Raw genomic sequence first — 25,788 nt, 5'->3', positions numbered from 1 at the left:
GAGGCTGCGCACTCCCGCGCGCAGCCTCCGCGCCGGGCGGGACGGCAACACCTTCGCCGCCATCGATCTAGACCCCGTCAACCAGCGCGTCGACGTCGTCGCCTGGTTGCCCCGCAGGTACCCGCGGCCGAATCAGGCCTGGTGGGTGCGCTGCTCTTTCGAGGTCGACACCGACGAGTACGACGAGGTGTTCCTGACCCCGATCTGGGGAACCGAGTTCGCGGTCTGCGGCAGGAGCGGGAGCACCGTTTTCCACGACCCGCAGGACGGGCCTCTCGGACGAATTGTCGGCCGCTGGTATCTCGAATGGCTCGGCCGCGGCGCCGTGCGTAAGGAGCTCGGCCTTGTTGCCGTCGAGCCCGCGCGCGCCGCTCTCCCCTTGAAGCACTTTCTCACCCGGAGTATGCAGCTGTTCAGTTTGGAGATCGTCCACGGTGCGAGGCCGCCCGGACGGGTGAGATTCGGCGACGCGGATTGCCCGATCGTCGCGGACCACCTTCCCGACAAGGTGCTCGGCTGGATGGCTGGGCACGGAGCCTTGGGCAGCGCCCTGGATGTCCACGTCCTGGTCACACCGTACGAGCAGAAGCCGACCGAGTCAGCCGAGACCTCCACGTACCAACTCCTTGACACGCGGGTGGGGTATTTCTTGGCGGCTCAGCCCGGCGAAAAGCTGGCGTGAGCCCTGGCTGAGGGAACGGAAGACGTGTTCGGTGCGCCGTCTCACCCCCGCCGATTCCCAAGCCTGGTCGCTCAACGCGCGCCGCAATCCCGGGGGCATTCCGCAGTGCACGCACCGAAGCTGCAGCTATTGCCCGCGTTGGACGCTGGCCGGCCTGGCATCGCGACATCGTCGACCGCGATCTAGCCACAGCCGAGATCCCCTACGCGCAGGGTGATCCGGCCGCCATCCGCGCCACGATCGCCGGCTGGAGGAGCGCACGCCGCAGGCCGAACCGCGCATCCACGGCTGGCCGCCAGACCAGGCCGCCGATGAGACCCAGCTCGTTCAGAGCCCGGCTTGAACCGACCCCTCTCGACGCGCCCCGGGCCCGGCGGGCGGCTGGACGTCCCCCGCAACCCGTGTCCTGGCGGAAGAAAGGATTACCCCATCCCTTCCCTCACCACCGGCCCCACTGCCGAGATCATCGAAAGCGCCCTGCACACCCTCAGCTCGACCTGGGAGTGGGACGTACGGATCGATCCGCGACGCACCAGCGTCACCATCAAAGTCGAACGCGACGCCTCCGTGGTCGTGACTGTCCCGACCGGTCTCAGCGCCGTCGACGTCGCGACAGCGGTCGCGAGCAAACTCGCCTGGATCGCCCGCCAGGTCCGCTCAGCCCAGGAAACCGCCCCCGCGCACCCGGTGAAGCAACTGGTCGGCGGCGAAGGGTTTCCATGGCTGGGCCGTTCACACCGGCTTCGCCTCGTCGACGACGGACCCATCGTCACCCTGGAACCAGGTCCGTCCGGATGGCTGCGGCTGCGGCGCGAGCACGCCGGCGACGCGCAAGCGCTCATCGCCTGGTACAGCGAGCAGTTCCTCGCTCATCTGACCGCCGCCACCGCGCTCTGGCACCGGCGCATGGGGCTCGGCCAAGACGTCCGCCTCGCTGTCGCCGACCTAGGCGAGGAGCTATCGAGCCTACGACTCGGCACCACTCCCAAGGTGAGCCTGCACTGGGCCGCCGCCCAACTGCCGCCCTCGCAGGTGAGCTACCTGCTCGCCCGCGAACTCGTCCATGTTCAGGCCGGCCGCCGCCTCGCAAAGCGCGCCCACGCCCAATGTCTCGACCGCCTCATGCCCGGCTGGGCAGATCATCACCGCGACCTGACGCAGCGATGGCGCCACACCTGGACCGGCGCCGTTTCTCCCCGCGTCACCGCCTCGACCACATCTGACACCGGGCAGATCTTCTGCCGGTTCTGCCAGCATGCCGTTGCCTCCTCTGCCGCCTTGCGCATCGGCGCCGCAGAGTCCGACACCAACCCCTGGTGCTGCCCGGACTGCTGGGACGAGCGCCTCGCCTGAACAGCACAACCCCTCGACCAGATCCGCGCCATCACCGCCAAGGAGAATCCGTGCGCGCCTCCTCCACCAGCGATCAAGCGGACCACCGCAGCCTTGAGGCACAGGTCAGCACCCACGGAAGCGACCGCCATCCTGTGCTGATCCGGATTTCCACTCAGCGCCGCAACGATGACATCCGCCCCTACTTCACCACCACGACCCCCGAGGTGCGGGACGAGGCGGACCTAGCCCTCAATCTGAACCTCGCCACCTCGGCGCTGGCCATCCCCGGCCACCGCCCGCATACCGTCGGAATGATCCTCAAGTTTGACAAGGTGACCGACATCGACCACCTCATCGAGCTCTTGACCCAGCTGCGCGAACTGCACAAGCCATAGCCGTCGTGCCCATCTACCTGCCCGCCCCCGCCCATCAGCCGCGCGGGCCAGACGGACAAGGGTGGAACCGGCTGAGCATCGGCTGGGGAGCCGTCTACCCTGGCCAGTGCGCGCTCCGGCCCACCTCTTACGCCACCTTGTGGGAGTCGCAGGACACCCGTCGCGCTCGCTGGGGCGGCTTTCAGCCATGCGTCCGCGCCGGCTCATGCGCATCCTGTCCCGTGCTTCACCCGCCCCATCGACGAACGCTCATCGGTGCCGTTGCCGAGGTCTTGGTCCGCTTGGCGCCGCAGAATGGTCACTACGACGTGCCGCATGTCATGGATCACGCCGAGACCGGGTGGGCGTCACCATCACAGCGATGGAGCTGGACCGACATCGCCCGGCTGGAAAAGTGGCGGTTAGGCCGTCCGCATCGCGACGAACACAGCGACGGCTTCTGGCTGCACGCCACCCACGCCACCGACAGCTTTTACGGGCAGGGGAAGTCGCTCCTCCAGCCGTGACCCCTCACAGCATCCACCCGCCTCACAGGAACACGACTTAGAGCAGCCCCGCCGTTGGGCCCATCGTCGCCGCGCTCGACTGGCTCTGCGGTCTGAGGCCAAGCCGCACGGGTGCTCCCGGCGCCCGTCTGGGTTGTATCAGCGGCCCTCCGCTCCGGAAGGCCAAGCCGCGCTTCGCGCGATCACCTACGGTGAGCCTTCCTCCGCTCCCGGGACCGCCGGGCCAGCAACTCCCAGGCGCCGGGATCACCCGCCGCCACAGTCGCGCGGACGCGGGAGTGATGATGCGGCCCAGTGAGGAACGAGCGGATGAGGCAACCTCGATCGCCGAGCGGATCGAACAAGCCAAGCTCGCACTCGACCAGATGCCAGCGAACACCGATGAGAACAAGCGTCAGAAGATCACCGAGCTCATCATCAACTTGATGATCTACTCGCACTCGCTCAACGGGCGCTGGCGGAACATGGCTAACACCGGGCAGATCCTCGCGGAAGTCACCGCAGTCACCGCCGAGATCGGCCGTGCCAGCAACTCCTCCCGGTGGGACTACCAAGCACCGGGATACGTCGAGGAGGCGGCCTGGCTCGTGGGCGAGCTGATGGCCGAAGCCGACGCCCGCACCGAAGCCACCAGCGCACGCCCACCCGCGCTGAAGCTGCTGGCCCTAGCTCTTCTCAACTACCAGGCCAACCGACCCCGCCATGAGTACCTCGCCTACGACGAGTTCCCCGAACCGTGGGATACGGCCAACGAGCTGCGGGTTCTGCTCGGCGAACTCCAGCAGGTCCTCAGCAAGGTCGTCACCGCTCACCCGGAAGCGGTCATTGAAGTTCTCAGCGAAGCGCTCGGCGCCTACACCGAGCGGTGAGCACGCGCCGAGCAGCACCGGATCCACCGCGACGTCTGGTGAGCACAGGTCGGAATCACGCCTGAGAGCTCGCGGACGCCGGGCCGCTCTCGGCGCCTTCCCGGTTCTACCGCGGAGACCTCTCCAGGTGTCAAGGACCGCCAAACCCGGGCGGTCCTTGACACCTTCCGCGGCATCCGCAGTGGCGGGAAAGTCGGCGCCGGGAGCAGCCCGGCCGCCTCCCCACACGATGGGAGTGCCCGATGAACTTCCCCGACGCTGCGCTGTCCGACGACATCGAAGCCTTCTCCTATGAGAAGACCACTGCCCGGTTCGACCTGACACGGCCCGGGGATCTCGTCTTGGCCGTTGGCCTCGTAGCTGCGGCTATCCAGCTCAACACAGCGATTCAGATCGCTCAGGTAGACCACGGCCGTGCTCTACCGATCAGCCCCGCCTATGTCCCTCGCGCGGTCACCGTCAGCTGGAACGGCCTCAACAACCGGTTCCTGCTCACGGTCATCAGGCACGGCGATGGCATGGCCATCAACCACGGGCCCGTCATAGAGATCACGCACCCGTAGCGCCGACACAGCGCCTCCCCTGACGAACTGATGCCAGCGGCGTGCCATGACCAGCTCACCTGGAGGCAGGGCGAGCAGTCCCCACACCCCCACCTCATGTCCCCGCCACAGAAGTCCGCGAGACACAGACATCCGCAGGCACGAGCCAACCCCTCGTCCTCGCGATTCGACGAGCGCCGATGACAACCCGAGCCGTCCACCACGACAGCCGCCACGGCGAAGCCGAAACCCACACCGCCCCTTCAGAAAGCGAGCCCAAATGACCGATAACCGCCGCCCTCTTGGCCGCGCTGTGCGCGAAGAGTTCGAAGAAGGAACGGGCATCACGTTCCGCCCTTGGCGCTGGCTTGCCAGGATCGCTATCGCAGTCGTCCTGATCGCACTTCTTGCATGGGCGCTGGCCTGGGTCACCCAGCCGCTGCGTACGAGTTCCGGCATCCGGGAGCGCATCGGCAACCCTGACCACGCTCTCTTCCAGTACGAGCATTTCCACGATCTATGCGCGGGCGTCATCGCGCTCGACCAGAAGATCGCCCTCAAGCGGGACGAGATCGCCGACTACGACCAGCGCTACCCCCAAGGCGATCAGAACGACCGGTACCAGGCCGCGCCCAAGCGTGACCGCCTGCAGACCGAGATGACGGGCCTCCAACAGCAGCGAGCCGATCAGGTCTCGAAGTACAACGCCGACTCGGTGAAGTTCAACCGCGCCCTCTTCAAGGACCGCAACCTGCCCGAACGCCTGAACGAGTCCACCCCGTCCTGCAACTAGCCCCGGCCACTCTCGGAGAGCATCCATGAAAAAGTTCATCGCCGCCCTGACCGTCGCCGCACTGGGTGTAACCGCTTGCACAAGTTCCACCACCAGCGATCGGGAGAAGGCTCAGGCCGTATCCGGCGAGCAGCAGCGCAAGTACGACGCGGCCGTGCCGTTCCCTGCGGGTGAGTTAAACCATCCCCTCGACCGCGCCAATCTGGCCGAGTACTTGAAGCGCAACAACGACCCGAACCGCGTCAGCTACGTCTACCTGATCGACCACGGCCTGATCATGGGTTACCACGCGATCAAGGGCAAGGTGACCTCGGTCTCCTCGCAACTGCTCCCTCAGGACGATATTCAGCACCCCTGCGGCTACAGCGAGTGCTACTTGACCACCGACTCCGCCGGCGACGACGGCACCTACGGTGGCAACGAACCAGGCGTCTTTTTCTTCACCACCGACAACGTGCTCGTCACATGGACCGGCACCTACATGCAGTCGGACCGCCCCCTGGACATGAAGACCCCACCGCTGCTCGTGGCCAAGGTCAACTAGCCGGACCAGCACGTCAGTTCGTCTCCTCAGCAAGCAGCCGGCGCCCCGTGGACCGCGAACAGTCGCCTGTCCACCGTCACGCCGCTGGAGGCGCGGCGGGCAGCCTCCCGGCGCACCCGCTGCTGCCGTGAAGAGGTTCGGCAGCTCCTCCCTGCGGCGCCCCCCTTCGTCACCTGAGGAATCTCTCGCACGTGGTTGAGTTCCGGCGCCTGCCTGGGTCTACGGCGGAGACCTCTCCATGCGTCAAGGCCGCCACAACCAGGCGGCCTTGACCCATTCCGAGGCATCCACCGTGCGCGAGATCCAGGCGCCGGAGCTCAACCCGGCCGCCTTCCGCCGCTGGTAAGGACTGCGCTCTGGGAGGGCCCATGCACACCATGATCGTCGCACACGAGGAAGCGCCAAGCCACGGCCACATGCTGGTCGTCGCCGACTGCGGCCATCAGGCTGGCTGGCTGCCCGATCGCCGCAGCACTCTGGACCGTCCGGGCAACGCCGCTCGGGTCATCCTCACCGGCAGCGATCGCCGCATGATGGTCACACATGCAGACCCCTGGGGGCGCATCAACCTCAGCTCTGCCTTCTGCTACGCCGACGGCAGAGACCTCACACCAGGAACCCACGAGGCAGATGCCTACGCCGTCCTCACGGACCCACGTGCGGTCGCCGAGGTGCTCTACCCGCCCTACGTCGGCGACGTCATGCAGCGCCCCAGCGCTGAGCACCTCGCCGAACCTGACGTCTGCTTGCTCGCAGGCGACACGTTCGTCGTGCACCGCAGGCGACGCGCCATCGTGTGGATCAACGCCATGGGCGGTCACGGCAGCCGAACCGCTTGTTCCTTCACCGCGCCCCTGCTTCCCAGCGGTGCCGTGGCCTGGGAAGCAGGGGCGCAGATCGACAAGTTGCCGCATCCGTACCAGCGCGACCTGTGGCCTTTGGCCGACAGCCTGTGGGCGGAAGCCGAGCAAGACGACTACTTCTAAATCTCTGCCAGCTCGTGGCGGCGTTCGCCGCCTGGCAACCAGGCCCAGGTGACGAACGCCGCTGTCGTGAAGACCCATCTGAGCTTCTCTCCTGCCGCCCCCTCCCATCACCGTCTGCTCCTCGCTCACCCGGTGGCGAGGAGCGGGCGTCGCTGCTACGGAAGGCCCTCGCGTGGACATCCAGCTTGATCCGCTTCCCCGCGGAACAGCCGTCACTTACCACGGCTCCCTGGCCGAGCAGCACGGCACCTACACCGTGGAGCAAGCGTGCGACTGCGACAATTGTGACGAGCGATGGGACAGCGTGTACTACTCCCTTCCTCCGCTCAGGCGCCACCTCATCGCCCGGATCTACGCCCCCTTCCAGCGCTATGCACTGGTCGCCGAAAGTGGGATTCGCCTCCTATGTGTTCGTCGCTCAAGCATTACCGCCTTCACTGCCTCACCGTTGTGCGCCCCCGATGCGCGTAGCAACGGCCTTGCTCCACCGAGAGATCGCCATCCCGTTTCGCGGGCGGAAAATGGACAGGCTTCGCCTGACGCCCTCATGCCGCCCTTGCCCCGGCACCCACCCCACCGGCCCGCTTTGCGGAGCAAGTTAGTGCAAAACTCGGAGTAAACGAGCGAATCGGGGGATTCGCTGGTTATAGTCCCCATCGAGCAGGCCGGACGATTTCAAGTTCGGATGGCGTCAAGGAGCTAGTCAAGGTAAGGGATGGTTGCGATGGGACGACGACGGGGACGCGCAGATTCACCGCGCGACAACCGCGTCGGACCATTATTTCTCAGCGACCGCGAGCTTGCCGCGCTGAAACTCGCTGCTCAGCGCGAAGGGTTGGACGTGGGAGCGTTCGCGGCGTTGGCAGCGGTGTCGGCGGCGGAGCAGCGACTGACGCTCGTCCCGCTGAATCGCCGTCAGGAGATGGCCGAGTTCGTGCAGACCCGGGTGGCCCTCAACCGGATCGGCAACAACCTCAACCAGGTGGCCCGCGCGCTTAACAGGGGAGACGCGGCGTCCGAGGCCGAGGCCGTTGTCCAGCTTGTGGGCCGTGCGATTCGACGGGTCGAGGCGGCTGCTGACCAGGTCGCCCGGAGCCGGAGCCCGGAGTGATCGCCAAAGTGCTGAAGGGCTCCCGTACCTACGGCCTGCTGCGGTACCTGTTCGGGCCCGGCCGGCATGAAGAGCACACCGACGCGCACCTGGTCGCCGCGTGGGATGCCCACGAAGCCGATCCCGCGTCGGAGCCCGAGCATCTGCGTGATGCCGCCCTCTACACGCTGGCGCAGCATCTGGACCGTCCTCTCGAGCGTGCGACCGGCACGATCGCGCGGCACGTGTGGCACGCCTCGGTACGGCTGGCGCCGGGTGATCCGCTGCTCAGCGACGCGCAGTGGGCGCACGTCGCCCGCCGCATCGTCGCCGCCGGCGGGCTCGCGCCGGAAGGGGATGAGCAGGGGTGCCGGTGGGTGGCGGTCCGGCACGCCGACGACCACGTTCACGTCGTGGCCACGCTGGTGCGTCAGGACGGTGCGCAGCCTCGACTGCGTGGCGACTTCTACCGGCTCCGGGAGGAGTGCGGACGGCTGGAGCTCGAACTTGGCCTTCGCGTGACGGCGCAGGCCGATCACACCGCGGCTCCGGCGCCAAAGCGGGGTGAGCGGGCTAAGGCGCATCGGGTGCGTGGCGAGCGGGTCTCCGCGCGTGAACGGCTGCACGCCGCGGTGCGACCGGTTGCGCTGGAGTCCACCAGTGACGACGACCTTTTCTCGCGTCTGAAGAAAGCCGGGTTGTTGGTCAAGGTGCGCCGACTGCCGTCCGGTGACGTCGGCGGCTATGCGGTGGCGCTGCCCGGGGACCTGGCTCCGGACGGCAGACCGGTGTGGTTTTCCGGGTCCAAGCTGGCACCGGATCTGTCACTGCCCCGGATCCGGCAGCGCTGGAACGTCCCGCTCGCTGACGGGGCGTCTGCGCCCGCCGTCACGCGCCCACGGAGTGCCGCGAGCCGATCGCGTACGCGCGCGGGCGGCGCCGAGCAGGTCCGCATCGAGACCTGGCAGCAGGCGGCCGCGGCCGTACGCGAAGCGACCGCGGTCCTGCAGCGCGGCACCGGGCCCGAGGCGGCGGCGACGGCGGCCGCGCTGGCCGATCTGATGACGGTGGCCGCCCAGCGCTCACCGGCGTCGGTCCGGCGCGAGCTGGAGCTGGCCGCGCGGCACATGGAGCGGCTGGGCCGCGAGCCGTGGCGGGAACTGAATCGGGCTGCGCGCCGTACCCGCACGGCGCTCCAGGCGATGCTGTCGATCGGTCCTATGCTCGGCCGCGCCGACGAAAGCGCGGCGGTGCTGGCGTTCGTCGTCGCGGTCGTGCTGGCCGCGCGGGCGTTGCGGGCCCATCATGTGGCCGCGCGCAAGCAAGCTCACGCCCGGGTGGCGCGCTTGGCGGGTGAGCACCTGCAGCACGCGGCCGAGCTGCTCGGCGCGCGGCCGAGAGCGCGAGCCGATCATGTGGCGGCGCGGCGGCCGGACCTGCAACGCGCCGTACAGCGCGCGGTGGCCGGCCGGGCCGATGCGGTGGCGATCTTGAGCGGGCCGGAGTGGCCGGCGCTGGCCGGGATGCTGCGGCGGATCGAGCAGCTCGGCCATGATCCCGCTGCCGTCTTGGCCGGGGTCGTCGGGTGGCGGCCACTGCGCACCGATCTTCGAAGCCCGGCGCGGCGCGACGCGCAGGTCCTCATCTGGCGCCTGGAGAACTGGATCGCGGGCCAGCGTGCCGGGGATGGCGCGCCCGCCGCCGCTGGCAGGGCTGTCCGTTCCACCGGAGATGCGAGCCGTCCCCGAAGCGACAACCCCACTCCTCGCCCTGACTCGGCCGAGATGCGACTACGTGAATGCCTGCGGACCACCATGGACCGGCACGCTGATGCCGAGCGCGTGCTGCGCGACCCAGGCTGGCCGCGCCTGGCTGCTGTGCTCACCGAGATCGACCGGGCGGGGCACGATGTCGAAGGCGCCCTGCGCGCGGTCGTCGCCGAGCGGCCTTTGAGCGGGGATCCGACCAGCCCGTCCCGCAGTGACGCGCAGGTGCTGACCTGGCGGCTACGCCACTGGCTGGAAGCGACCACATCGAGCGCCCCCGCGCCGCGCCCGCCCTCGCGCGTAGCCGCCGATTCCGTTCCGGAGACGATCCGGGATGGAGACGATCGGGTCTTCCGGCGTGCCGTGGTGGCGGTGGTGGAATCGCAGACGTGCTCCCCCGAGCACCTGGAGCGGACGCTGTGGGTGCGGCCGGATAAGGCCAGCGCCCTGGTACGCGCGCTGTGTGAGCGCGGCGTCGTCACGACTTCCCCGGATGGCGGCTATCGCGTGGCGATCGGCGTCGAGGAGTTGCCCGCGCTGAAGAAGACGCTGACCGCGAGGTCGTCGCGAGCGGCGCGCCTGTCCTCCTCCACCGCGCGCTCACGGCCGACTCAAGGTGAGAACCCGGCGCCCGCTCCGCTGCCCGGCGACACGCCGCCGAAGCAGCGACGTCCCCGCCAGCGGTAGCGCCACTCACTAGCCCCGAAATCTACAACGTAAAGGCGCTGGCGTGGATGCCGCGCGGCTCAGCTCGCTCGGCCACCTCACGCGCCAGCGAAGCGCAACCTCCTACCTCCGTCCGGGCCGAAACTCCTGACGCCCGACCTATCTGACCAGACGCGGGCCGGGCTGAACTGTCCGGCCCGTCCTTCGCATTTCCAGAGTCCTTGAAAGGAAGCCCGCTGTTGCATGCCACGACCTTCCCCGAGGCCCACGAGTGCGCGGCCATCCACGCCGCCGCGCGCTTCCACCCGATGACCGACCCGGACCATGAGCTGCCCGCGATCGAGGTGGCCGGCCTTGTCACCTTCGTCTACCTCGACGCCGGCGACCGTGTCGTCCGCGTGGCGGTGCACCTGGACACCAGCGACCCCCGCCTGCTCACCCCCGAGGGGAACGTGGCTCTTGAAGTCGTGATCGGCGACACACTGGTGTTCTGCCACCTCGCACCCGACGCCGACTCATGCAAGCCGTCTCGGGCGTCGGTGAGCGGCCGATGATGGTCATGATGACTCGCGCTGACAGCACCAAGGTGTTCGCGCTCGCCCAGGACTTGGCGAACCGGCTAGGCGAAGGGTTCGAGCCTTCGCTGTGGGAAGCCGAGGACCGTCCGCACCTGGCGAAGGTCCTGCTGATCCATCCCGATCACCGTCGCATCCTGATGCACTACCGAACGTTCACGAACATGGACCGGCGGCTGATGAGCTTCACTGCTGTGCCTCCCGAGCAGGAGCTGAGGCGCTGGGCCTTCTCCCTCGGCCCCAGCGTGAACATCACGATCAGCCGCGACATCGACAAGGTCGCCGCAGACTTGAAGCGACGCCTTCTGCCCGAGTTGGCCGTCTACACCGCCAAGCACCTGGCGGCCGAGGCCGAGCGGCGCCGATGCGCGAGCGACCGCGAGAACGAGCTGCACCGCCTCGCCGCGCTGCTACCACGAGGCCGGGTCGTCGCCGGACGGCATGTCGAGTTCGGCACGCAGCCGGTGATGTTTCTCAGGCCCCTGCGTCGTCCCCGCGACGGTGCCTTGGGCTACGACTTCCAGTTCGGGCCCGACCCCGGAACGCCGGCGTTCTTGGCCGACCTCGTACAGCTGATCGGCCGCCACTACGGCGACGGCGATTCGGGCCCGACGCTCTGACCCATGGCGGTGTTCGCCATGTGCTCACCGACAAGGACATGAAAGGTCGCTGCCGCATGTCCTGCTACCGTGCGCTGATCCCGTGAGACAGGGCCAACTGTCGCCCCTGTCTCACCCGGTCAGCGCGTCATCGCCGCATCTGCGGAATGTCAGTCTCAATCTGAAGGATGCACCTATGAACGATGCCCCTGCCCTGACCGCGCTGGCCAACAACGCCGCCTACGCCGAGGCGGTCCAACTCGCCGTCGACTCCGCGGCGGCCTACTACGCCGACGGCACCTCCACCCTCGACGACGACGCCTACGACCGGCTGGTGCGCGGTATCGCCGCCTACGAGGACGACCACCCCGACGAAGTGCTGCCCGGCTCGCCGACGGGCAAGGTGGCCGGGGGTGCGGTCGTGGGCGACGTGCCCCACCTCGTGCCGATGCTCAGCCTCGACAACGTCTTCGGCCCCGACCAGCTCGCCAAGTGGGCCGCATCGCTGGAGCGCAGACTCGGGCGTCCGGTCGAGGCGTGGAGCGTGGAACCCAAGCTCGACGGCCTGGCCATCTCCGCCCGCTACCGCGAAGGCCGTCTGGTCCAGCTCGTCACCCGAGGCGACGGCACTGCGGGCGAGGACGTCAGCCACGCGATCGGGACCATCGTTGGGCTGCCCGACCGGCTGGTCCACCCCCACACGATCGAACTGCGCGGCGAGGTCATGATGACGACCGTCCAGTTCGAGGAGGCGTGCGCCAAGCGCCAGGCCCATGACGGCACCACCTTCGCCAACCCGCGCAGCGCGGCGGCGGGCACGCTGCGGGCCCAGGACCGTCCCTACGTCTGCGAGCTGACCTTCTTCGGCTACGGCGCGCTCCCGTACCCCGACGACGCCTCCGAGTTCGCGGCGCGGCTGCGCGAGCTGCCCCACAGTGACGTCATGGCATGGGTGGCGGGTCAGGGCGTGCAGACCACGGCCGCCACGCCGGTCGCCGGAATCCGGGCCTTCACCATCGAACAGGTGCAGGCGCGGGTGGAGGAGATCGCCGCCGCTCGCCCGACGCTGAAGTTCGGTATCGACGGCATCGTCGTGAAATGTGACCTGGCCGCCGACCAGGCCGCGGCCGGGTTCAGCTCGCGGGCGCCGCGCTGGGCCACGGCCTACAAGCTCCCCGCCACCGAGAAGATCACCAAGCTGCTGGCCGTGGAGTGGAACACCGGGCGTACCGGGATCATCGCCCCGCGCGCGGTGCTGGAGCCGGTCGAGCTCGACGGTTCGATCGTCACCTACGCCACCCTGCACAACGCTTCCGACATCGCCCGGCGCGGGCTGATGCTCGGCGACTCGGTCGTTGTCTTCAAGGCGGGTGACGTCATCCCGAGGGTGGAGGCGCCGGTCGTGCACCTGCGCACCGGCCAGGAGCAGCCGATCGCCATCCCCGGCGTCTGCCCGTCCTGCGGCGATGCCATCGATGCCAGCCAGGAGCGGTGGCGGTGCGTGCGCGGTCGTGCCTGCCGCGCGATCGCCTCCATCCAGTACGCCGTCGGCCGCGATCAGCTCGACATCGAGGGCCTGGCCGAGAGCCGGATCCAGCAGATGCTGGAAGCGGGACTCATCGACGACTTCGCCGATCTGTTCTTCCTGACCCGCGAGCAGATCCAGGGCCTGGAGCGGATGGGCGAGGTCTCCACCGGCAAACTGCTGGATGCCATCGAGCGCGCGAAGGCTCAGCCGCTCAGCCGGGTGTTCTGCGCGCTGGGCGTGCGCGGCACCGGCCGCTCGATGAGCCGCCGCATCGCCCGGCACTTCGGTTCGATGGAAGCAATCCAGGCCGCCGACGCCGAGGCAATTCAGCAGGTCGATGGTCTCGGTCCGGAGAAGGCTCCGGTCATCGTGGCCGAGCTGGCCGAACTGGCGCCGCTGATCGACAAGCTGGTCCAGGCGGGCGTCAACATGGTCGAGCCCGGCGTCGCCACCAGCGGCCAGCACGGCGGGCAGGCGGCTGCCGCACTGCCTCTGACCGGCATGAGCGTCGTGGTCACTGGCGCGATGAGCGGCGCGCTGGAGGCGTTGAGCCGCAACCAGATGAACGAGCTGATCGAACGCGCCGGCGGGAAGGCGTCCTCCAGCGTCTCAGCCAAGACCTCGCTGCTGGTAGCCGGTGAGAAGGCAGGCTCCAAGCACGCCAAGGCCATATCACTGGGCGTGCGGATCGTGACGCCGCAGGAGTTCGCGGAGCTGGTGTCCGATGTCCTGTGATCCGGCACACCGCACGGTGCGCGCCTTCGGCCGAGTCGGCTACCAGCCTGGGTCCTCATCATGAGCGGCATCCGCTACGTGCGCGGAGATGCCACGGACCCGATGGGCAGCGGCTCACGGATCGTCGCGCACTGCTCCAATGACACGGGCGGCTGGGGGCGCGGGTTCGTGCTGGCGCTGTCCCGGCGCTGGCCCCAGCCGGAGGAGGCCTACCGCCGTTGGTATCGCGGCCGGGCGGGGAACGACTTCGGTCTCGGCGCGATCCAGCTCGTGCCGGTCGACCAGGATCTGTACGTGGCCAACATGGTCGCCCAGCACGGAATCCGGTCAGCCGCGCGCGTCGGCCGGCCGCCGATCCGCTACGATGCGCTCGCGCAGTGCCTGGCGAAGCTCGCCCAGCACGCCAGCCGCCTGGAGGCGAACGTTCACCTGCCGCGCATCGGCGCGGGCCTGGCCGGTGGCAGCTGGGACGTCATCGAGCCGCTCATCCAGCAGCACTTGGCCGATCACGGAATCAGCGTGACCGTGTACGACCTCCCATAGCAGCGAATCTCGACGGATCGAAGAGGGAGGGGCGTCGGTTCGCGCCGCGGTGGTCGACGTACCGCCACGCGGCGCGAACCAATGCCGCCGCTGCCCGGTCCACTTCCCAGCCTTGAGCCGCAGGATCCAGCACTGACGGTGCAATCTGGTAAATACACCAACATGGGCATCCTGCGGATCGTCAGCACAGCCGGAGACCTCGCCAAGGCCGCCGCGAGTGTGCCCCCCACGGTGCCCATCATCCTGGGGGTCAGCGAGATCGAACCCGGCGCCGATGTCACCGACGACGCCGCCTGGGCCGTGGTCGCTGAAGACGTCATGGTGCCGGCCACGGAACAGGGCACCATCGCTGGGCCCGGTGAACCAGCAGCCATCGTGACCGAGCTGTCGGCCGAGGGCGTCACCCGCCGCCTGGCCGGCGTGCAGGTCCTGCTGCTCCGGGCCCGGCTCCTGGCCCAGCCCGGGCAGCTCGGCCCGGACGCGACACCGGCGGATGCCGAGATCCGCCGTGCTGACGCCTTCCAGGCCCCTGACGGCGACATGAACCGCTTCCTGCTGGAGTTGGCCGATGCGGTGAGCGCGCTGCGGGAAGAGATCGTCGAGGCCACCCAGGCCGAGCACCAGCCTCTCAGCCCTGCGGCGCAGCGCCGCCTCCTGCACGCCGTCGACGCCTTGGACGGCGCCCGGCTCGAGATCGGCGACGCGGTGCGCTTCGGCGATGTCTGCGAGCTGGCTCGGCGCGGCATCGTCGATGACGATCAGCCCTGCCAGGAGTCGCGTCAGGCCGATGTCCGGGTGTACTTGCCGGACCTGCACGGGGGTTCAGACGAGACCGGCTGCCTCCGGCACGTGGCAGCCGTCGAACACGGCATACCGGGCGCGCACCGGCTGTAAACGGCATCCCCAAAAGAGGGGGTCCACCTCGCCCCAGGGCGGTGTGGACCCCCTCTGGCGTTCACCGCTCAGTGTTGAGCGAACGACGGATCTGCTGCGCGTCGGCGCGTGCATCATCACGCACTCATCAGAAGGAGATTCGTCATGACGACGAGTTTCGCAAGAGACCTGCCAACCGGACCGAACGATTGGAACGTCCAGGACCTCGGTCACGAGGCAGATGAGGAGAACGAAGACAGGACCGTCACCTCGACGTATGTGATCAACGCCGAGAACGCGCAGCAGGCCGAGCTGCGTATTCTGGCCTACATTCACCGCACGTATGACGATTGTCTTTGCCAGGCGGCAGCGTCGGCGGACTCAGCGGCGCAAGCTCCTGGCCGATGGAAGGTCGTCATCGAATGGGACGCGCGGCCGAAGTACTGGTCCCTCACCCTCTGAGGAACATCGCTGGGATCCGGTCTGCGGCCTGCTCCGCGACCACCGCGTGACATGGTCTGTGCAGGTCGACGCATCACGGTCGCCGGTATCCACGTAGTCCTGCGGCCAGCGGGCTGATCCTGCTCACTCTGGGGCACTCCGGTGCTCCGCCGCGTCGGGATCCAACTTCGGAAGCCTTCGTGCGGGGGCCGGCCCGGCGCAGTCTTGAGCTGTCGCGGCTGAGGGAACGCTCAAATGCTGGCCGCTTGGGCGAGGAGCGTCCGATCGCGTTCCGCGAGCGGTGCCGCAGAGAGCCGCCCACCAGTCGCTCGCCGTGAAACTCCAGCCCCGGCGAAGCGTGGTGCGAACCATCCGTCAGCGCCGCGCACCGAACGCCGCCTTCGCCTTCGCAGAAGGCCATCCGACAGCTCAACGGCAAGCCCGGCGCCGGGGCGCCCGCTGCCTGCCGAGGAGCATGTCACGCATCCTCTGCGTGCGGGAAGGCCGAGCCGCGCTCCGCGCGATCGCCCTGCGGGCGAGCCTTCCCTCACTCCGCGCATGTGTGACCCGGCTCGGCAGGGCAGGCAGCGGGCGCCCGAACGCACTCTGCCCCAGCCCGTCCGCGATAGACCCCGGCGTCGAGACGTGGGCACCGAGTCGAGACGCGCCAACGCGATGAGGCACCGGCCTCCACGGAGAATCCATGAACGAAGCACTCGATCTGTCTTCGCGGCCTCGGCGGCTGCTGTCTAACAGCAACCGCAACCTCGCCCGCGACAAGATCTGGAGCTGGGCCATCCCCGCGTACGAAGCGCGGCTTCCCGATGGCCGGACCGTCCGGACGTGTCCGTCCGCCGGCGTGTGCGCCGAGGTGTGCTACGCACGCAACGGCAGTTACAACTACCCCAACGTGCGTTCCGCACATCTGCGGAACCTCTTGTTCGTTCTCGAGGACCCCGCTGGCTGGGAGGCCGCGATGATGGCCGAACTGGCCGCGCCGCGATTCGTCGGCAGCTACGTCCGGGTACATGACGCCGGCGACTACTTCTCCGACCCATACGCGCTCGCCTGGTTGAGGATCATGCGAGCCAACCCGCAGACCTTCTTCTACAGCTACACCAAAGAGGTTCGCCGCTACGAGCGGCTCGTCGAGCCGGACCCGCCCCCGAACTCCCGGTGGATCTGCTCCCTGGGCGGAACCCAGGACGAACGCCTCGACGTCGAACGCCACCGCGTCGCGGACGTTTTCGCCGCCGAACGGGACATCGAGCGGGCAGGCTTCCACTCCCAGCGAGAATCCGACCTGCTCGCCGCCTTCGGGCCAGCACCAGTCGGTATGGCGGCCAACTCGATCCGCCACTTTCAAAAGCGGCAGGGAAACCGGACCTTCGGCGAATGGCAGCGCGAGGTCGACGTAAGCCGGGGCAAGGCCAGGTCGCAGCCACTGCTGAGCCGACGCTCACAGACACGGTCCGATTCCGGTGACGCCGGGAGCAGCTCAAGCTCTGGCCCGGAATCCCCTCAAGATCACTAGGCGTGTCCCGCTCAGCCCGTCCTGCCACCATCTGCGCACGCTGAGCCCTCGGCCGCGCGCCGCTCGCGCCGGGCCCGCCACGGCCGACCTCGGTCATGCCCCGCGTACCACGCTGGCGTCGTGACGCGAACCCTGTCATGACCAGGTCGGTCTGCCCCGTTCATCCATCAATCCTTCTCGCCCGCATGGTGCTCTGCTTCCCGCATCCGCCGAAAGCGGAACACCTGCCGGAGCTCGGCCGCAACACCGTCCAGCCTGAGCTCGTCCACGCCACCCCGTCGCCACATCGCCGCGCATTCATACGCGTCGTCCTCGAACATCGGGCCTCGCGCCCTCACAGCGGGCACAGCCGCCGCTGCATCACCTGCTACTGCCCCGCCCGCCACAGCTACGACCCAGATCTGGGGAGCAAACATGAGCAAGCGCTACGAGGTGGACGATGCCGCCACCGACCTGCAGATCCTCACACCCCATGACGACCCTGACGAGCACCACCTCGACATCGAAAGCGACATGTACGCCCTGGTCATCGGCAACCCGTGGTCCTCCGCCTTCGCGATCGCAGGATCGCCCGAAGACCTGCGCGAGTTCGGCCAGCGTGTGAGCGACCTGATCCAGCATGAACTGCCGGACACGACCCAAGGTGCGCCGACGCCATCCCTGCCCCTCACCACCGACCCCAAACGAGCCACCGAGCATCAGGCCTGCGGAAATCTGTCGCGGCTCCCGGCCGTCCAGCTGGCCGGAACCGACGTGCCTTCCGCCCCGGAGGGCCCGCGCCCGTACCCGCTCTACGGCGACCTCTATGACATCACCCTCCCCCGCGATGAGGACAGGCCGCCGAGTGGCTCCGGAGAGGCGACCGGCCACAACCCGTGCGCTCCGCAGGCCGGCAACGAGCTCGGCGGCGATGCGGCCGGCTCATCGGCCAGCGCGCCATGGTGAGCCGCCAGCTTGCCCTGCGGCTGTCCCCCGTCCTCGCCTTCTATCAGGTCGACGTGGGAGAGGCAGAGGGCCTCCTGATCTCCTGGCGCCATCCCCTGCACCTGCCTGACGCCGAATACCCACACGGGCGTCCCTACACCCGGCCCTTCGGCCGCATGGCCTTCATTATGGAGAACCGCAGCCGGGCCGCCGCCACCGTCATTCTGGCCAGCACCGTGAACAGCAGCGTCTGCCGGCAACAGGGCCTGCACCGGTACAACACGATCGACTTGGCACGCATCGCGCGCAACCCGGACCATCGTGACCAGCACAGTCTGCGAGCGGTCCTGCGGATCGCCCGTGAGTACCTGGCCCCGCTCTGGCTGGGCACCTACGTCAACTGGGACGCGCGCAGCGCCGAGCTCTGCGGCCAACCGCAGATCGCGGCGATGTCCAGCACGAGCCTGCCCGGCATGCCCGGCAGCATGTACCGATTCGACGGCTTCGAGCGCCTGCGCACCAGCAAGGGAGCCAAGGGCGGCGGCCATCAGAAGCCGAGCGCCGCCAACGCCATCGCCGACGGCGCGCGAGGCCTCTGGGTCTACCGCTACCCCGAACCGCTGCGGTCATAGAGCACGGCGCGGCTTCTCGCCCGCAGCTCACGTCCGCCTCAGTAGCGAGCGCGTTCGCCCCGGCCAATTCGGCAAGGCCATCTCATCCGACTCGCTTGGCTCACGTGATGTGCCGCTGGCCAGACGACCAGGTGTCGACGGGCCCGTCATCGCCGGCGAACTCGTTGACCTCGCTCAGCTCAGCCCCGAGGGCATGTGCGTGCTGTACGCAGAGCCCGACGACGATCCCGCCCACGTGTTTCCCGACGACGATCAGCTGGTGATCGAGGCGGAGCACCGTGCCCGGCGTCTGCTGCAGCTCGACACCAGCCGTCCGTTCCTCCTCGGCGAGGACCTGAAGGAGCTCACCGCTCTCGGCCACCGCCTGTACGGCTGACTCTGCCTCCGCCAAGCCGTGCCGCCGGGATTTCACGGCGGCGACCTGCCTGCTCGGCCCGCTGCGATCACGAAAGGTCCCGCATATCCACCTCAAGCCCTCGACGAGGAGCCTCATGATCAGCAACCCTCTGACCTGCCGGAACCTTCAGCTTCGTCTGGCCGCGGCGATCCGGCTCGGCTACCGTCTCCACCTGCCCACCCGAGGTCACGAGGCGATCCAGCTGCTCACCTTGACCGGCGACCCGCTCGACGAACAGAACCTCGTCGACTTCCCCGACCTGGCAGCGGCAGCCGACGCCCTCCTTGACGGCCGCAGTTCCAGCGGCCTGCTGGAGGAGGGCAGGTGGGGAACCAGCGCCCGGCCCGGCTACTCCTGGGAACGCTGCCGCTCCTGCGGCCACGCCGGCCGCGACCACGCCCGCACCCTCTGCCGGGCGTGCGGCATGCCGCAGTGCCTGAAAGGCGACCGGTGCGACATCTGCCTGACCGGCTATCTGCGCGGCGTCTCCTACGGCCTGTACGGCGACGACCGCCAGTGCGGCTACAAGAAATGCCAGGAAGAAGCCGTCACCGCCGCCCCCCGAGTCCGGCGTGTCTGCCTCACGCACCTGGATGGCCCCACCCGGCGCTGGGGCGGAGAAACGATCCGGCTCAGCGACGACATCACCGAGCATGTCGCCCGGCTCGGGCAGACCAGCGGCCTGCGCGACTACCAGATCCGCCGCTGGTTTCCCGAACCGCGGCGCGGCGGACCGGCTACGCCTGCTCCGGGGGCGGCCCGGTGAGCCAGAAACCCGACCACCAGGCCGTCGCCGACCCTGACCACGGCATCGGTGACCAGCCCGCTGCCGACCGGGCCCACCGCGGCGCCGCCGCCGCCCACGTGGCCCGACCGGAGGCGGACATCGCCGAGCCGCAACGGCTGCTCCTGGACTCCCCCGAGGCGGTGCGCGCCTTCTGGGAGTCCGGCGGCCAAGCCGATCCCGGCCTGAGCGCAGACCGGCGTCGGCTGCTGCAGCACGCCGCCAACAAGTACGTGGACGTGCGCCTGTCCGATAACGGCGGCCTCGTGCTCGCCCGCCAGCTGCGCAGCGGACCCTGGCGCGTACTGGACTTCAGGGCGCGGCCCACCTTCGGCGGTGAGGTGGCGACGCTGACCCGGGCGCGTGACCTCGCCCGGAGGCTGGAACGCGACCTGGTCGATGCCGACGGGCTCGCCCTGGACTGGAACAACCCGGATGAAGATCAGCGCTATGTCTGGCGATCGGCGCGTGGCGAAGTGTTCGAGGCCGCCGCCGAGCGCATTATGCGTGAGCACCAGATCGCCTGCGACACCGCTTCGGGCAAACGCGGCCAGCAGGGCCGCACCACGGTCGGCGACGCCGCGGCGGTCCGCTCCTACTGGGCGCGCGGCGGCCGCGCGGACCCTGGCGACGTCTCCCCTAGACAGTGGGAGCAAAACCGTGGCCACATGCGCTGGATGGCCGACAACGTCCAGGATCTGAAGGTGTCCCCGGGCGGGCAGTTCATGCTGGTCCGCGTCCGCAAAGGCCTCCCCTGGGACGTCACCACGATCGATGGCACCTGCGTGCACAAGAGCGTTCCCAGCGAGAAGCAGGCACGGGAGTTCGCCGCCCGGATCGAACGCGAACTGGTCGACGCCGCAGGGAACCGGCTGGACTTCAACGCCCCGGACTTTCTCACCCGAGCCAAGACCTTCCGCACGCGCGGCGGCGAGAGCGCCGCCGAAGCGATGGCACGCATCATCACGGGCGGCCCCGAGCCCGCCTCCGCCTGTCCTCCGATCGAGGCGCAGCCTCCCGGCGGCGGCTTCCCCACCGTGCACGCCCTGCGCGCTCACCTGCGGGAGGCGCCAGGAGAAACGGATGCGGCACGGCGCGTGTTCCTGGCCAGGCTCGCCAACGACCCGACGCTGGAGCTCTCCTCGACGGGCCGGTTGGCGATCGTCAAGGGCAAGGAGCGCGGCAGCGGCTGGCAGGTGTACGCCCCGTGGCAGGCCCGCCTGGTCTCACTGGGCGCCACGCTGAAATCAAAGGCGGAGGCGCGCACCGCGGCCACCATCCTGGAAGCGATCACCAACGCCGACGGCGCCCCGGTCCCCTGGGCGTCACCCACGCTGCTCGCCGACATGAAGAACTGGCGTGACGCGGACGGCCGCACCCTGCACCAGGCCACCCTGGCCGCCCTGGGCCAGCACGACATCGACCGTGGCCGCCCCGACAGCGCGATCGCGCGAGGGTTCCGGTCGGCCGAGGAGAGCAGGCAGCGCACCCGGGCGCTGCAGGAGCGGGCCACAGCGGGCGGCTACCGCATCGGCGACGTCGCAGACCTGGTGGCCGGGGACGAGATCGAGCTGGAGACCACCGTCACCGATACGCGCCGGCCCGGAGCCCTGGGCGGCTGGACCAACCAGGACCTGCTGGACGGGGACGACCCGCCGACCGAGCCGTTCGCGACGCTCACCATCCGGGGCCGCCTGCGGGGTGAACCGGATCTGCGGCACGCCGCCGAGCGGGGCGTCACCTGGAGCTTCGAGCCGCCCGCCACCTGGCACACCGAAGACGGCCGCAGCGGCCCGCTGCGGCAGGGAACCTTCCGCACGCCCGAGCACCAGCGGCGGGTGCTGCTGCGCCGCGACGACGAAACCGAACGAGTCCTTCCCACCGCCGAAGGCCTCACCAGTATCGGAGCGGCCTACGACCTGCCCGCGCCGTCGGTTCAGCGCATGGTGGAGGAGCTGAGCGGCGCCTTCGCCGACCGGTTGCCGGTCGATGCCCGCCGACGGTTTCGCCGCCTGCGAGCCCTGCCCGACGCCGCGCTCGACACGCTGATCACCGACATCCGCACCTACCTGGACGTGCGCCCCCAGGCCGTTGAAGTGATCAACAGGTGGAGGATCGGCAACCCCGCCGGCAACGACTCCCTGATGGACGGGGTCTTCGCCGCCGACCTCACCGCGATCGCCGCCGAGCGGACACGCCGCAGCCTGCCCCCACCAGACCCCCGCTACCTCGCAGGAGCCGACGTCGCCCGACGCCTGCGCGACGGCGAGCCGGTCGACCTGACCGCGCTGGACGGCGACCTCTTGCGCGGCGCCGCGGACTACGCCGCCAGCACGCGCCGACAGTGGGCCGACTACCTGCTCAGCAGCCTGCCCGACCGAGACGAGCGGGCCAGCCGCTGGAATCTCGCCGTCCAGGCGCTGACGGCCGAGCAAGCCCGCCGCGATCGCGGCTAGGACGACCGGCGGCGCGTTGAGCGCAGCCAGGCCGCTCACCTGCCCCGCCCTGGCCGCGAGCGCACCCCTGTGAACGAGCTTCCCCATGACCACGATCAACGATCTTCGTTGGAGTCAGACTGATCATGACTGAACCCGCCCCTGACTCGCGCTACGCCCAGACGGTCGAGAAGTACCTGGTCTGCGAGTGGGACAAGTACGCCCAGCCCGTCCTGGTAGCCGCCACCCGGGAACTGGCTGAGCAGTACATCGCCGGCCAATGGTCGGATGAAGGCTATTCCATCCAGACGATCCAGGAACTTCGCGCTCTGCCCGAACGGCGGACCCTCTACCTCCTTCACGGCCGCCTGCCGTACGCGGCAGAGCTGGAGCCCACCCGCCAGCGACAGGAGGACCTGGAGTTCCCAGGATTGGGCAACGGCGACATCGTCTCGCTCGGCCAGACCACCAGCAGCGTGAAGGAGCGCATCCCCCACGGCTGGGACGTGTTCGTCGCCAGCTGGGACCGCGACGCCGCGGAAACCGCCTTCGAGGCGGCGATGACCGAAGCAGACGCGCGTCGCACCGCGCTGCGGCAGACCTTCAGCCGCTTCCCCACCGGTTGCGCCGTTCGTACCCGCGACGGCCGGACACTGATCCGTGTCAGCGAGAAGGGCATCGCCTTCTGGCGCTCAGCCAGCAACCAGGTGATCCACGACGTGGACCTCACCCCCGCAGAACTCACCCTGCTCACGCTCCCACCCGACGCCGACCCCGCGGGTGAACACGCCTGACCGCGAGGCGGCAGCCGCACGCCCCCTGACAAGCAGCCGACGGCCTGAATCCGCGCCCGGCCCCGGCAGCCCATCCGCACGACGCCGCACGAGAAGCAGCCGCTCTCCCCCACTCCGGCATCCGGTCACCTTGCCCAGAGGCGATGAATCCGGCCACCAGCCCAGCGCTGACCGTCGCCCCGGTATCGCGGCTGCGGTCTCCCCCTCGGCGCGCACCGCGCATCCCCCCTTCCTTCCTCTGTCTGGAGATCTCGCCATGCTCGACATCAGTCCCCTGACGCTGACCAACGCTCAATGGCAGACCGTTTTCGACCGTGTCGGTCCGGACCTCGCCCTCCTCACCGTCGCCGACCTGGCCCATCTGCTGGCCGAGGCCCAGCGCGCCCTGCACCCAGGCCTCACCGAGGACCACGCCTGCCAGCCACTCCAAGGGCTGGGGGTGTACGCCACCGGCACACGCGACGACGAGACCTTCCTCCTCACCGTGGCCACCGGCAACCTTTGCCTGACCACCACCGCCCACCTGGAGATGCGCAGCTTCATCAGCTCTGACGGCAACCCGATCCAGGTCCGGCGCAAGCCGGGCATAGCGTTCATCCGGTCGGTGCTCAGCGAGCTGATCTCCTTGCGCAACCGGCTCCTGGTCCAGGCCGCCATCGACTACACCGAACTGCAGCTGTCCGGCGTGCACGCCTACGCCGCACACGCAGGCCTGGACGTCGAACACCTGGCCCGGCTGAACCCCGACTACCGAGCCGACTTGACCGCAGCCGTCGACGACCTGGTGAAGCGGCACGGTGCTGCTGGCGCCCTGACCAGGATGCGGGAGTTCGCCGAGAGCTTGGACCCACTCGTCACCATCCAAGCTGGACAGCTGATCTGCCCGGTATGTGAGGCGGCCGACATCATCGGTGAGGACGAGGTCGCCACCCGCACCAACATGCTGATCGTCGACGAGGACGACGACACGATCCTCACGGACCTGGGCGACAGCCACTTCGAGCGTGAATGCCTGCGATGCACCAACTGCGACACCACCGTCCGGCTGTACCCGCGCGACGAGGCATCCCTCCGCTGACCAGCCCGCGGCCCATGGTGAGGGTCGGCACCGGCGCCCCTGGTCGCCACGGACCCTTGACTGCAGCCCGCCACCGAGAAAGCGACTGACCATCACGAACCCACCCCACCACCCCAGTAGCGCGGTGAGACAGCAGCCCGCCCTTTTCGAGGTCCCGCCGGAGCAAGCCCTCACGTCCAGCCAACATCCGCTCGCCATGCACGGTGAGCGGATGTTCGCCCGGCACTCCGACCTGCCCCCTCGCTACGGCTGGCTCGGCAAGGCCTACACCGCGCTGACCCAGGACCCGCTCGTCTTCGCCGCGCCCGATGCGTGCCTGCGCCTCGGCGTCGGTCGCGCGGCGCTGACCGCCATCCGCTACTGGATGCTCGCCTTCCACCTGGCCGACCTCGGTCCTGACCAAGGCCCCGGCCGGCCACGACCCCTACTGCTCACTCCGCAGGCGCACTGGCTGCTTCACCCCACCTACGGCGTCGATCCCTACCTGGAGGACAACGCGAGCCTGTGGTTGCTGCACCTGTGGTTGCTGCAACAGCGGCCGTGCCGCGCCCCCTCATGGTGGGTCGCCTTCCACGCGAGCCCCATCGGCCTCGTCAAGCGCGCCGCACTGGAACGGCGCATCCAGATCGAAGCCGAGCGGGCTGGCTGGAAAGCCCCCACGGACGACCAAGTACGGCACGATGTCGGCTGCATGATCCGTATGTACAGCGCCCGGGAGGAGGCCAGCCGGCGTGAGTCAGTGGAAGATTTGCTCGACCGCCCCTTCGCCGGCCTCGGTCTGATCGTCAGCCACGAACACCGGGTGCACCTGCCGATGAACGTCGGCCGTAGGGCGCCAGCGGAGTTGGTGCTCGCCGCCTGCCTGCATTACGCCCATGACTATCGGCCGGAACCGGGCAGCATGGCCCTGGCTCGCCTAGCCGCCGAACCCGGCGCTCCCGGTCGCTCCCTGCGCCTGCTCAGGAGTGACCTAGTAGCAAAGCTGCGTCGCGCGCTAGAAGGACTTGACGACGTCGTCCTCGTCGACGCCGAGCAGGAACATGCCTCACTGGCCTACCGCCGCCCGCCTGCCGAATCGGCCGCGAAGGCGCTGACTCGCCTGTACGCCCACGCTGGCGATCACCCTTTTCCGCAAGGTGCCTGAAGACGCGCTGCCGCGACAGAGGCCTCTCACCATCCCCGATCCGGGCACCCCGCCCGGCCAGATCGCCCCGAGGGGGATGCGGCGCGACCTGTCACGCTTCCGTGCCCGGGGCGTGAGCTGCGCCCAGCAGCTCGACGAGCGCGCGATGGAGTTCCTGCGCGCCTGATCACCGATGCTGCGACGGTGTCGCCTCAAAGCGCCGATGAGCGGCGCAGGCAGGGCCGCTACACGGCAGCAGGGCGGGCGCGCCGGTCAGCCGGTACACCAGCGGCAGCACGGGCCGTGTCCACCACAGCGTGGTGGTGGCGAGGATCATCAACGCCGGTCCCGCCGATCCCAGCAGCGCCCATTCGGCGGCCGTCTGCAGATGAGCGCGGCGGCGGGCGCGGCAGCCGTCGCACATGTGCCGGGGGTCGCGGCCGGTGAGGCGGGCCTGGGCTTCGATGGTCGGCAGGACGTCCAGCGCCATGCCCGTGACCCAGATCAGCGCGAGCAGCCCGTCCGCCCCTGCGCCGCGAGCCGGTGCGCCAGCTCGGTGGTGTGCTGGGCCCCGCCCCCCTTGTACGGGTAGCTCGGGCCGACGATCGCGATCCGCACG

At 69.1% G+C, this 25,788-nt stretch carries 29 protein-coding genes; 27 read left to right on the top strand and 2 right to left on the bottom strand.

The annotated features are described in order from the left end of the window. The 18 genes from AB0J64_RS51735 to AB0J64_RS51650 form a co-directional block, all read left to right on the top strand. On the top strand, positions 1–682 hold a 682-nt coding region (locus tag AB0J64_RS51735), incomplete at its 5' end, for a hypothetical protein (RefSeq protein WP_364044988.1). Positions 683–1,021: 339 nt separating this feature from the next. Further along, a complete protein-coding gene (locus AB0J64_RS51730; protein WP_364044985.1) occupies positions 1,022–2,035 on the top strand; it encodes a YgjP-like metallopeptidase domain-containing protein in 1,014 nt (337 codons plus the stop codon). Between the two features lie 50 nt (positions 2,036–2,085). Beyond that, on the top strand, positions 2,086–2,412 hold the full coding sequence (locus AB0J64_RS51725) for a hypothetical protein (protein WP_364044982.1): 327 nt from the start codon (positions 2,086–2,088) through the stop codon (positions 2,410–2,412). A 281-nt stretch (positions 2,413–2,693) separates the two neighbouring features. Then, a complete protein-coding gene (locus tag AB0J64_RS51720; RefSeq protein ID WP_364044979.1) occupies positions 2,694–2,918 on the top strand; it encodes a hypothetical protein in 225 nt (74 codons plus the stop codon). A gap of 281 nt (positions 2,919–3,199) precedes the next feature. After that, positions 3,200–3,787, top strand: a complete 588-nt coding sequence (locus AB0J64_RS51715; protein WP_364044976.1) for a hypothetical protein — start codon at positions 3,200–3,202, stop codon at positions 3,785–3,787. Positions 3,788–4,029: 242 nt separating this feature from the next. Beyond that, on the top strand, positions 4,030–4,350 hold the full coding sequence (locus AB0J64_RS51710; RefSeq protein WP_364044973.1) for a hypothetical protein: 321 nt from the start codon (positions 4,030–4,032) through the stop codon (positions 4,348–4,350). Positions 4,351–4,609: 259 nt separating this feature from the next. Further along, a complete protein-coding gene (locus AB0J64_RS51705) occupies positions 4,610–5,122 on the top strand; it encodes a hypothetical protein (protein ID WP_364044970.1) in 513 nt (170 codons plus the stop codon). 25 nt (positions 5,123–5,147) lie between these two features. Further along, positions 5,148–5,666 carry a hypothetical protein gene (locus tag AB0J64_RS51700; RefSeq protein ID WP_364044967.1) on the top strand — a complete coding sequence of 173 codons (519 nt, stop codon included), beginning with the start codon at positions 5,148–5,150 and terminating at the stop codon, positions 5,664–5,666. A gap of 368 nt (positions 5,667–6,034) precedes the next feature. Next, the gene (locus tag AB0J64_RS51695) at positions 6,035–6,652 is read left to right on the top strand and encodes a hypothetical protein (protein WP_364044964.1); all 618 of its coding nucleotides are present in this window, start codon (positions 6,035–6,037) and stop codon (positions 6,650–6,652) included. Positions 6,653–7,376: 724 nt separating this feature from the next. Beyond that, positions 7,377–7,763: a plasmid mobilization relaxosome protein MobC gene (gene mobC, locus AB0J64_RS51690; RefSeq protein WP_364044961.1), complete on the top strand. Its 387-nt coding sequence runs from the start codon at positions 7,377–7,379 to the stop codon at positions 7,761–7,763. Then, entirely contained in the window at positions 7,760–10,195 is a 2,436-nt protein-coding gene (locus AB0J64_RS51685) for a hypothetical protein (protein ID WP_364044958.1), read from the top strand. Before mobC ends, AB0J64_RS51685 begins: the two co-directional genes overlap by 4 nt. 218 nt (positions 10,196–10,413) lie before the next feature. Then, positions 10,414–10,728 (top strand): hypothetical protein, encoded by a 315-nt coding sequence (locus tag AB0J64_RS51680; RefSeq protein WP_364044956.1) that lies wholly within the window; start codon positions 10,414–10,416, stop codon positions 10,726–10,728. Then, complete coding sequence (locus AB0J64_RS51675; RefSeq protein WP_364044953.1) at positions 10,725–11,369, top strand: hypothetical protein; 645 nt, start codon at positions 10,725–10,727, stop codon at positions 11,367–11,369. Before AB0J64_RS51680 ends, AB0J64_RS51675 begins: the two co-directional genes overlap by 4 nt. Positions 11,370–11,544: 175 nt before the next feature. Beyond that, complete coding sequence (gene ligA / locus AB0J64_RS51670) at positions 11,545–13,611, top strand: NAD-dependent DNA ligase LigA (RefSeq protein ID WP_364044950.1); 2,067 nt, start codon at positions 11,545–11,547, stop codon at positions 13,609–13,611. 60 nt (positions 13,612–13,671) lie between these two features. Beyond that, positions 13,672–14,154 (top strand): Appr-1-p processing protein, encoded by a 483-nt coding sequence (locus AB0J64_RS51665; protein WP_364044947.1) that lies wholly within the window; start codon positions 13,672–13,674, stop codon positions 14,152–14,154. A gap of 81 nt (positions 14,155–14,235) precedes the next feature. After that, positions 14,236–15,048, top strand: coding sequence for a hypothetical protein (locus AB0J64_RS51660; protein ID WP_364044944.1), 813 nt, complete (start codon positions 14,236–14,238; stop codon positions 15,046–15,048). A 144-nt stretch (positions 15,049–15,192) separates the two neighbouring features. Further along, entirely contained in the window at positions 15,193–15,489 is a 297-nt protein-coding gene (locus AB0J64_RS51655) for a hypothetical protein (RefSeq protein ID WP_364044941.1), read from the top strand. Between the two features lie 682 nt (positions 15,490–16,171). Continuing rightward, positions 16,172–17,002: a hypothetical protein gene (locus AB0J64_RS51650; RefSeq protein WP_364044938.1), complete on the top strand. Its 831-nt coding sequence runs from the start codon at positions 16,172–16,174 to the stop codon at positions 17,000–17,002. A gap of 167 nt (positions 17,003–17,169) precedes the next feature. On the opposite strand, the gene AB0J64_RS51645 is transcribed toward AB0J64_RS51650, so the two are convergent. Next, positions 17,170–17,322, bottom strand: coding sequence for a hypothetical protein (locus tag AB0J64_RS51645; protein WP_364044935.1), 153 nt, complete (start codon positions 17,320–17,322; stop codon positions 17,170–17,172). Between the two features lie 94 nt (positions 17,323–17,416). On the opposite strand from AB0J64_RS51645, the gene AB0J64_RS51640 reads away from it, so the two are divergent. The 9 genes from AB0J64_RS51640 to AB0J64_RS51600 all read left to right on the top strand — a co-directional run bounded on the left by AB0J64_RS51640 (position 17,417) and on the right by AB0J64_RS51600 (position 25,356). After that, complete coding sequence (locus AB0J64_RS51640) at positions 17,417–17,947, top strand: hypothetical protein (protein ID WP_364044932.1); 531 nt, start codon at positions 17,417–17,419, stop codon at positions 17,945–17,947. Then, on the top strand, positions 17,941–18,558 hold the full coding sequence (locus tag AB0J64_RS51635; RefSeq protein WP_364044929.1) for a hypothetical protein: 618 nt from the start codon (positions 17,941–17,943) through the stop codon (positions 18,556–18,558). Before AB0J64_RS51640 ends, AB0J64_RS51635 begins: the two co-directional genes overlap by 7 nt. A 109-nt stretch (positions 18,559–18,667) precedes the next feature. Further along, positions 18,668–18,934 carry a hypothetical protein gene (locus AB0J64_RS51630; protein ID WP_364044926.1) on the top strand — a complete coding sequence of 89 codons (267 nt, stop codon included), beginning with the start codon at positions 18,668–18,670 and terminating at the stop codon, positions 18,932–18,934. A gap of 115 nt (positions 18,935–19,049) precedes the next feature. Then, positions 19,050–19,721, top strand: coding sequence for a hypothetical protein (locus AB0J64_RS51625; RefSeq protein WP_364044923.1), 672 nt, complete (start codon positions 19,050–19,052; stop codon positions 19,719–19,721). Next, on the top strand, positions 19,718–22,195 hold the full coding sequence (locus AB0J64_RS51620; RefSeq protein WP_364044920.1) for a hypothetical protein: 2,478 nt from the start codon (positions 19,718–19,720) through the stop codon (positions 22,193–22,195). Before AB0J64_RS51625 ends, AB0J64_RS51620 begins: the two co-directional genes overlap by 4 nt. 125 nt (positions 22,196–22,320) lie before the next feature. Then, positions 22,321–22,968, top strand: coding sequence for a hypothetical protein (locus AB0J64_RS51615; RefSeq protein ID WP_364044917.1), 648 nt, complete (start codon positions 22,321–22,323; stop codon positions 22,966–22,968). Between the two features lie 256 nt (positions 22,969–23,224). After that, complete coding sequence (locus tag AB0J64_RS51610) at positions 23,225–24,046, top strand: hypothetical protein (protein WP_364044915.1); 822 nt, start codon at positions 23,225–23,227, stop codon at positions 24,044–24,046. Between the two features lie 124 nt (positions 24,047–24,170). Further along, positions 24,171–25,190: a DUF4007 family protein gene (locus AB0J64_RS51605; RefSeq protein WP_364044912.1), complete on the top strand. Its 1,020-nt coding sequence runs from the start codon at positions 24,171–24,173 to the stop codon at positions 25,188–25,190. Then, the gene (locus tag AB0J64_RS51600) at positions 25,183–25,356 is read left to right on the top strand and encodes a hypothetical protein (protein ID WP_364044909.1); all 174 of its coding nucleotides are present in this window, start codon (positions 25,183–25,185) and stop codon (positions 25,354–25,356) included. The genes AB0J64_RS51605 and AB0J64_RS51600 overlap by 8 nt, the downstream gene beginning before the upstream one ends. On the opposite strand, the gene AB0J64_RS51595 is transcribed toward AB0J64_RS51600, so the two are convergent. Beyond that, entirely contained in the window at positions 25,357–25,659 is a 303-nt protein-coding gene (locus AB0J64_RS51595) for a hypothetical protein (RefSeq protein ID WP_364044906.1), read from the bottom strand. Between the last annotated feature and the right edge of the window lie 129 nt (positions 25,660–25,788).

Origin of the sequence: Nonomuraea sp. NPDC049695, from assembly GCF_040674955.1 — a bacterium.
Lineage (GTDB): Bacteria > Actinomycetota > Actinomycetes > Streptosporangiales > Streptosporangiaceae > Nonomuraea > Nonomuraea helvata.
The sequence above is the reverse complement of the archived record's forward strand: the minus strand, read 5'-3'. Positions and strand labels throughout refer to the sequence as shown.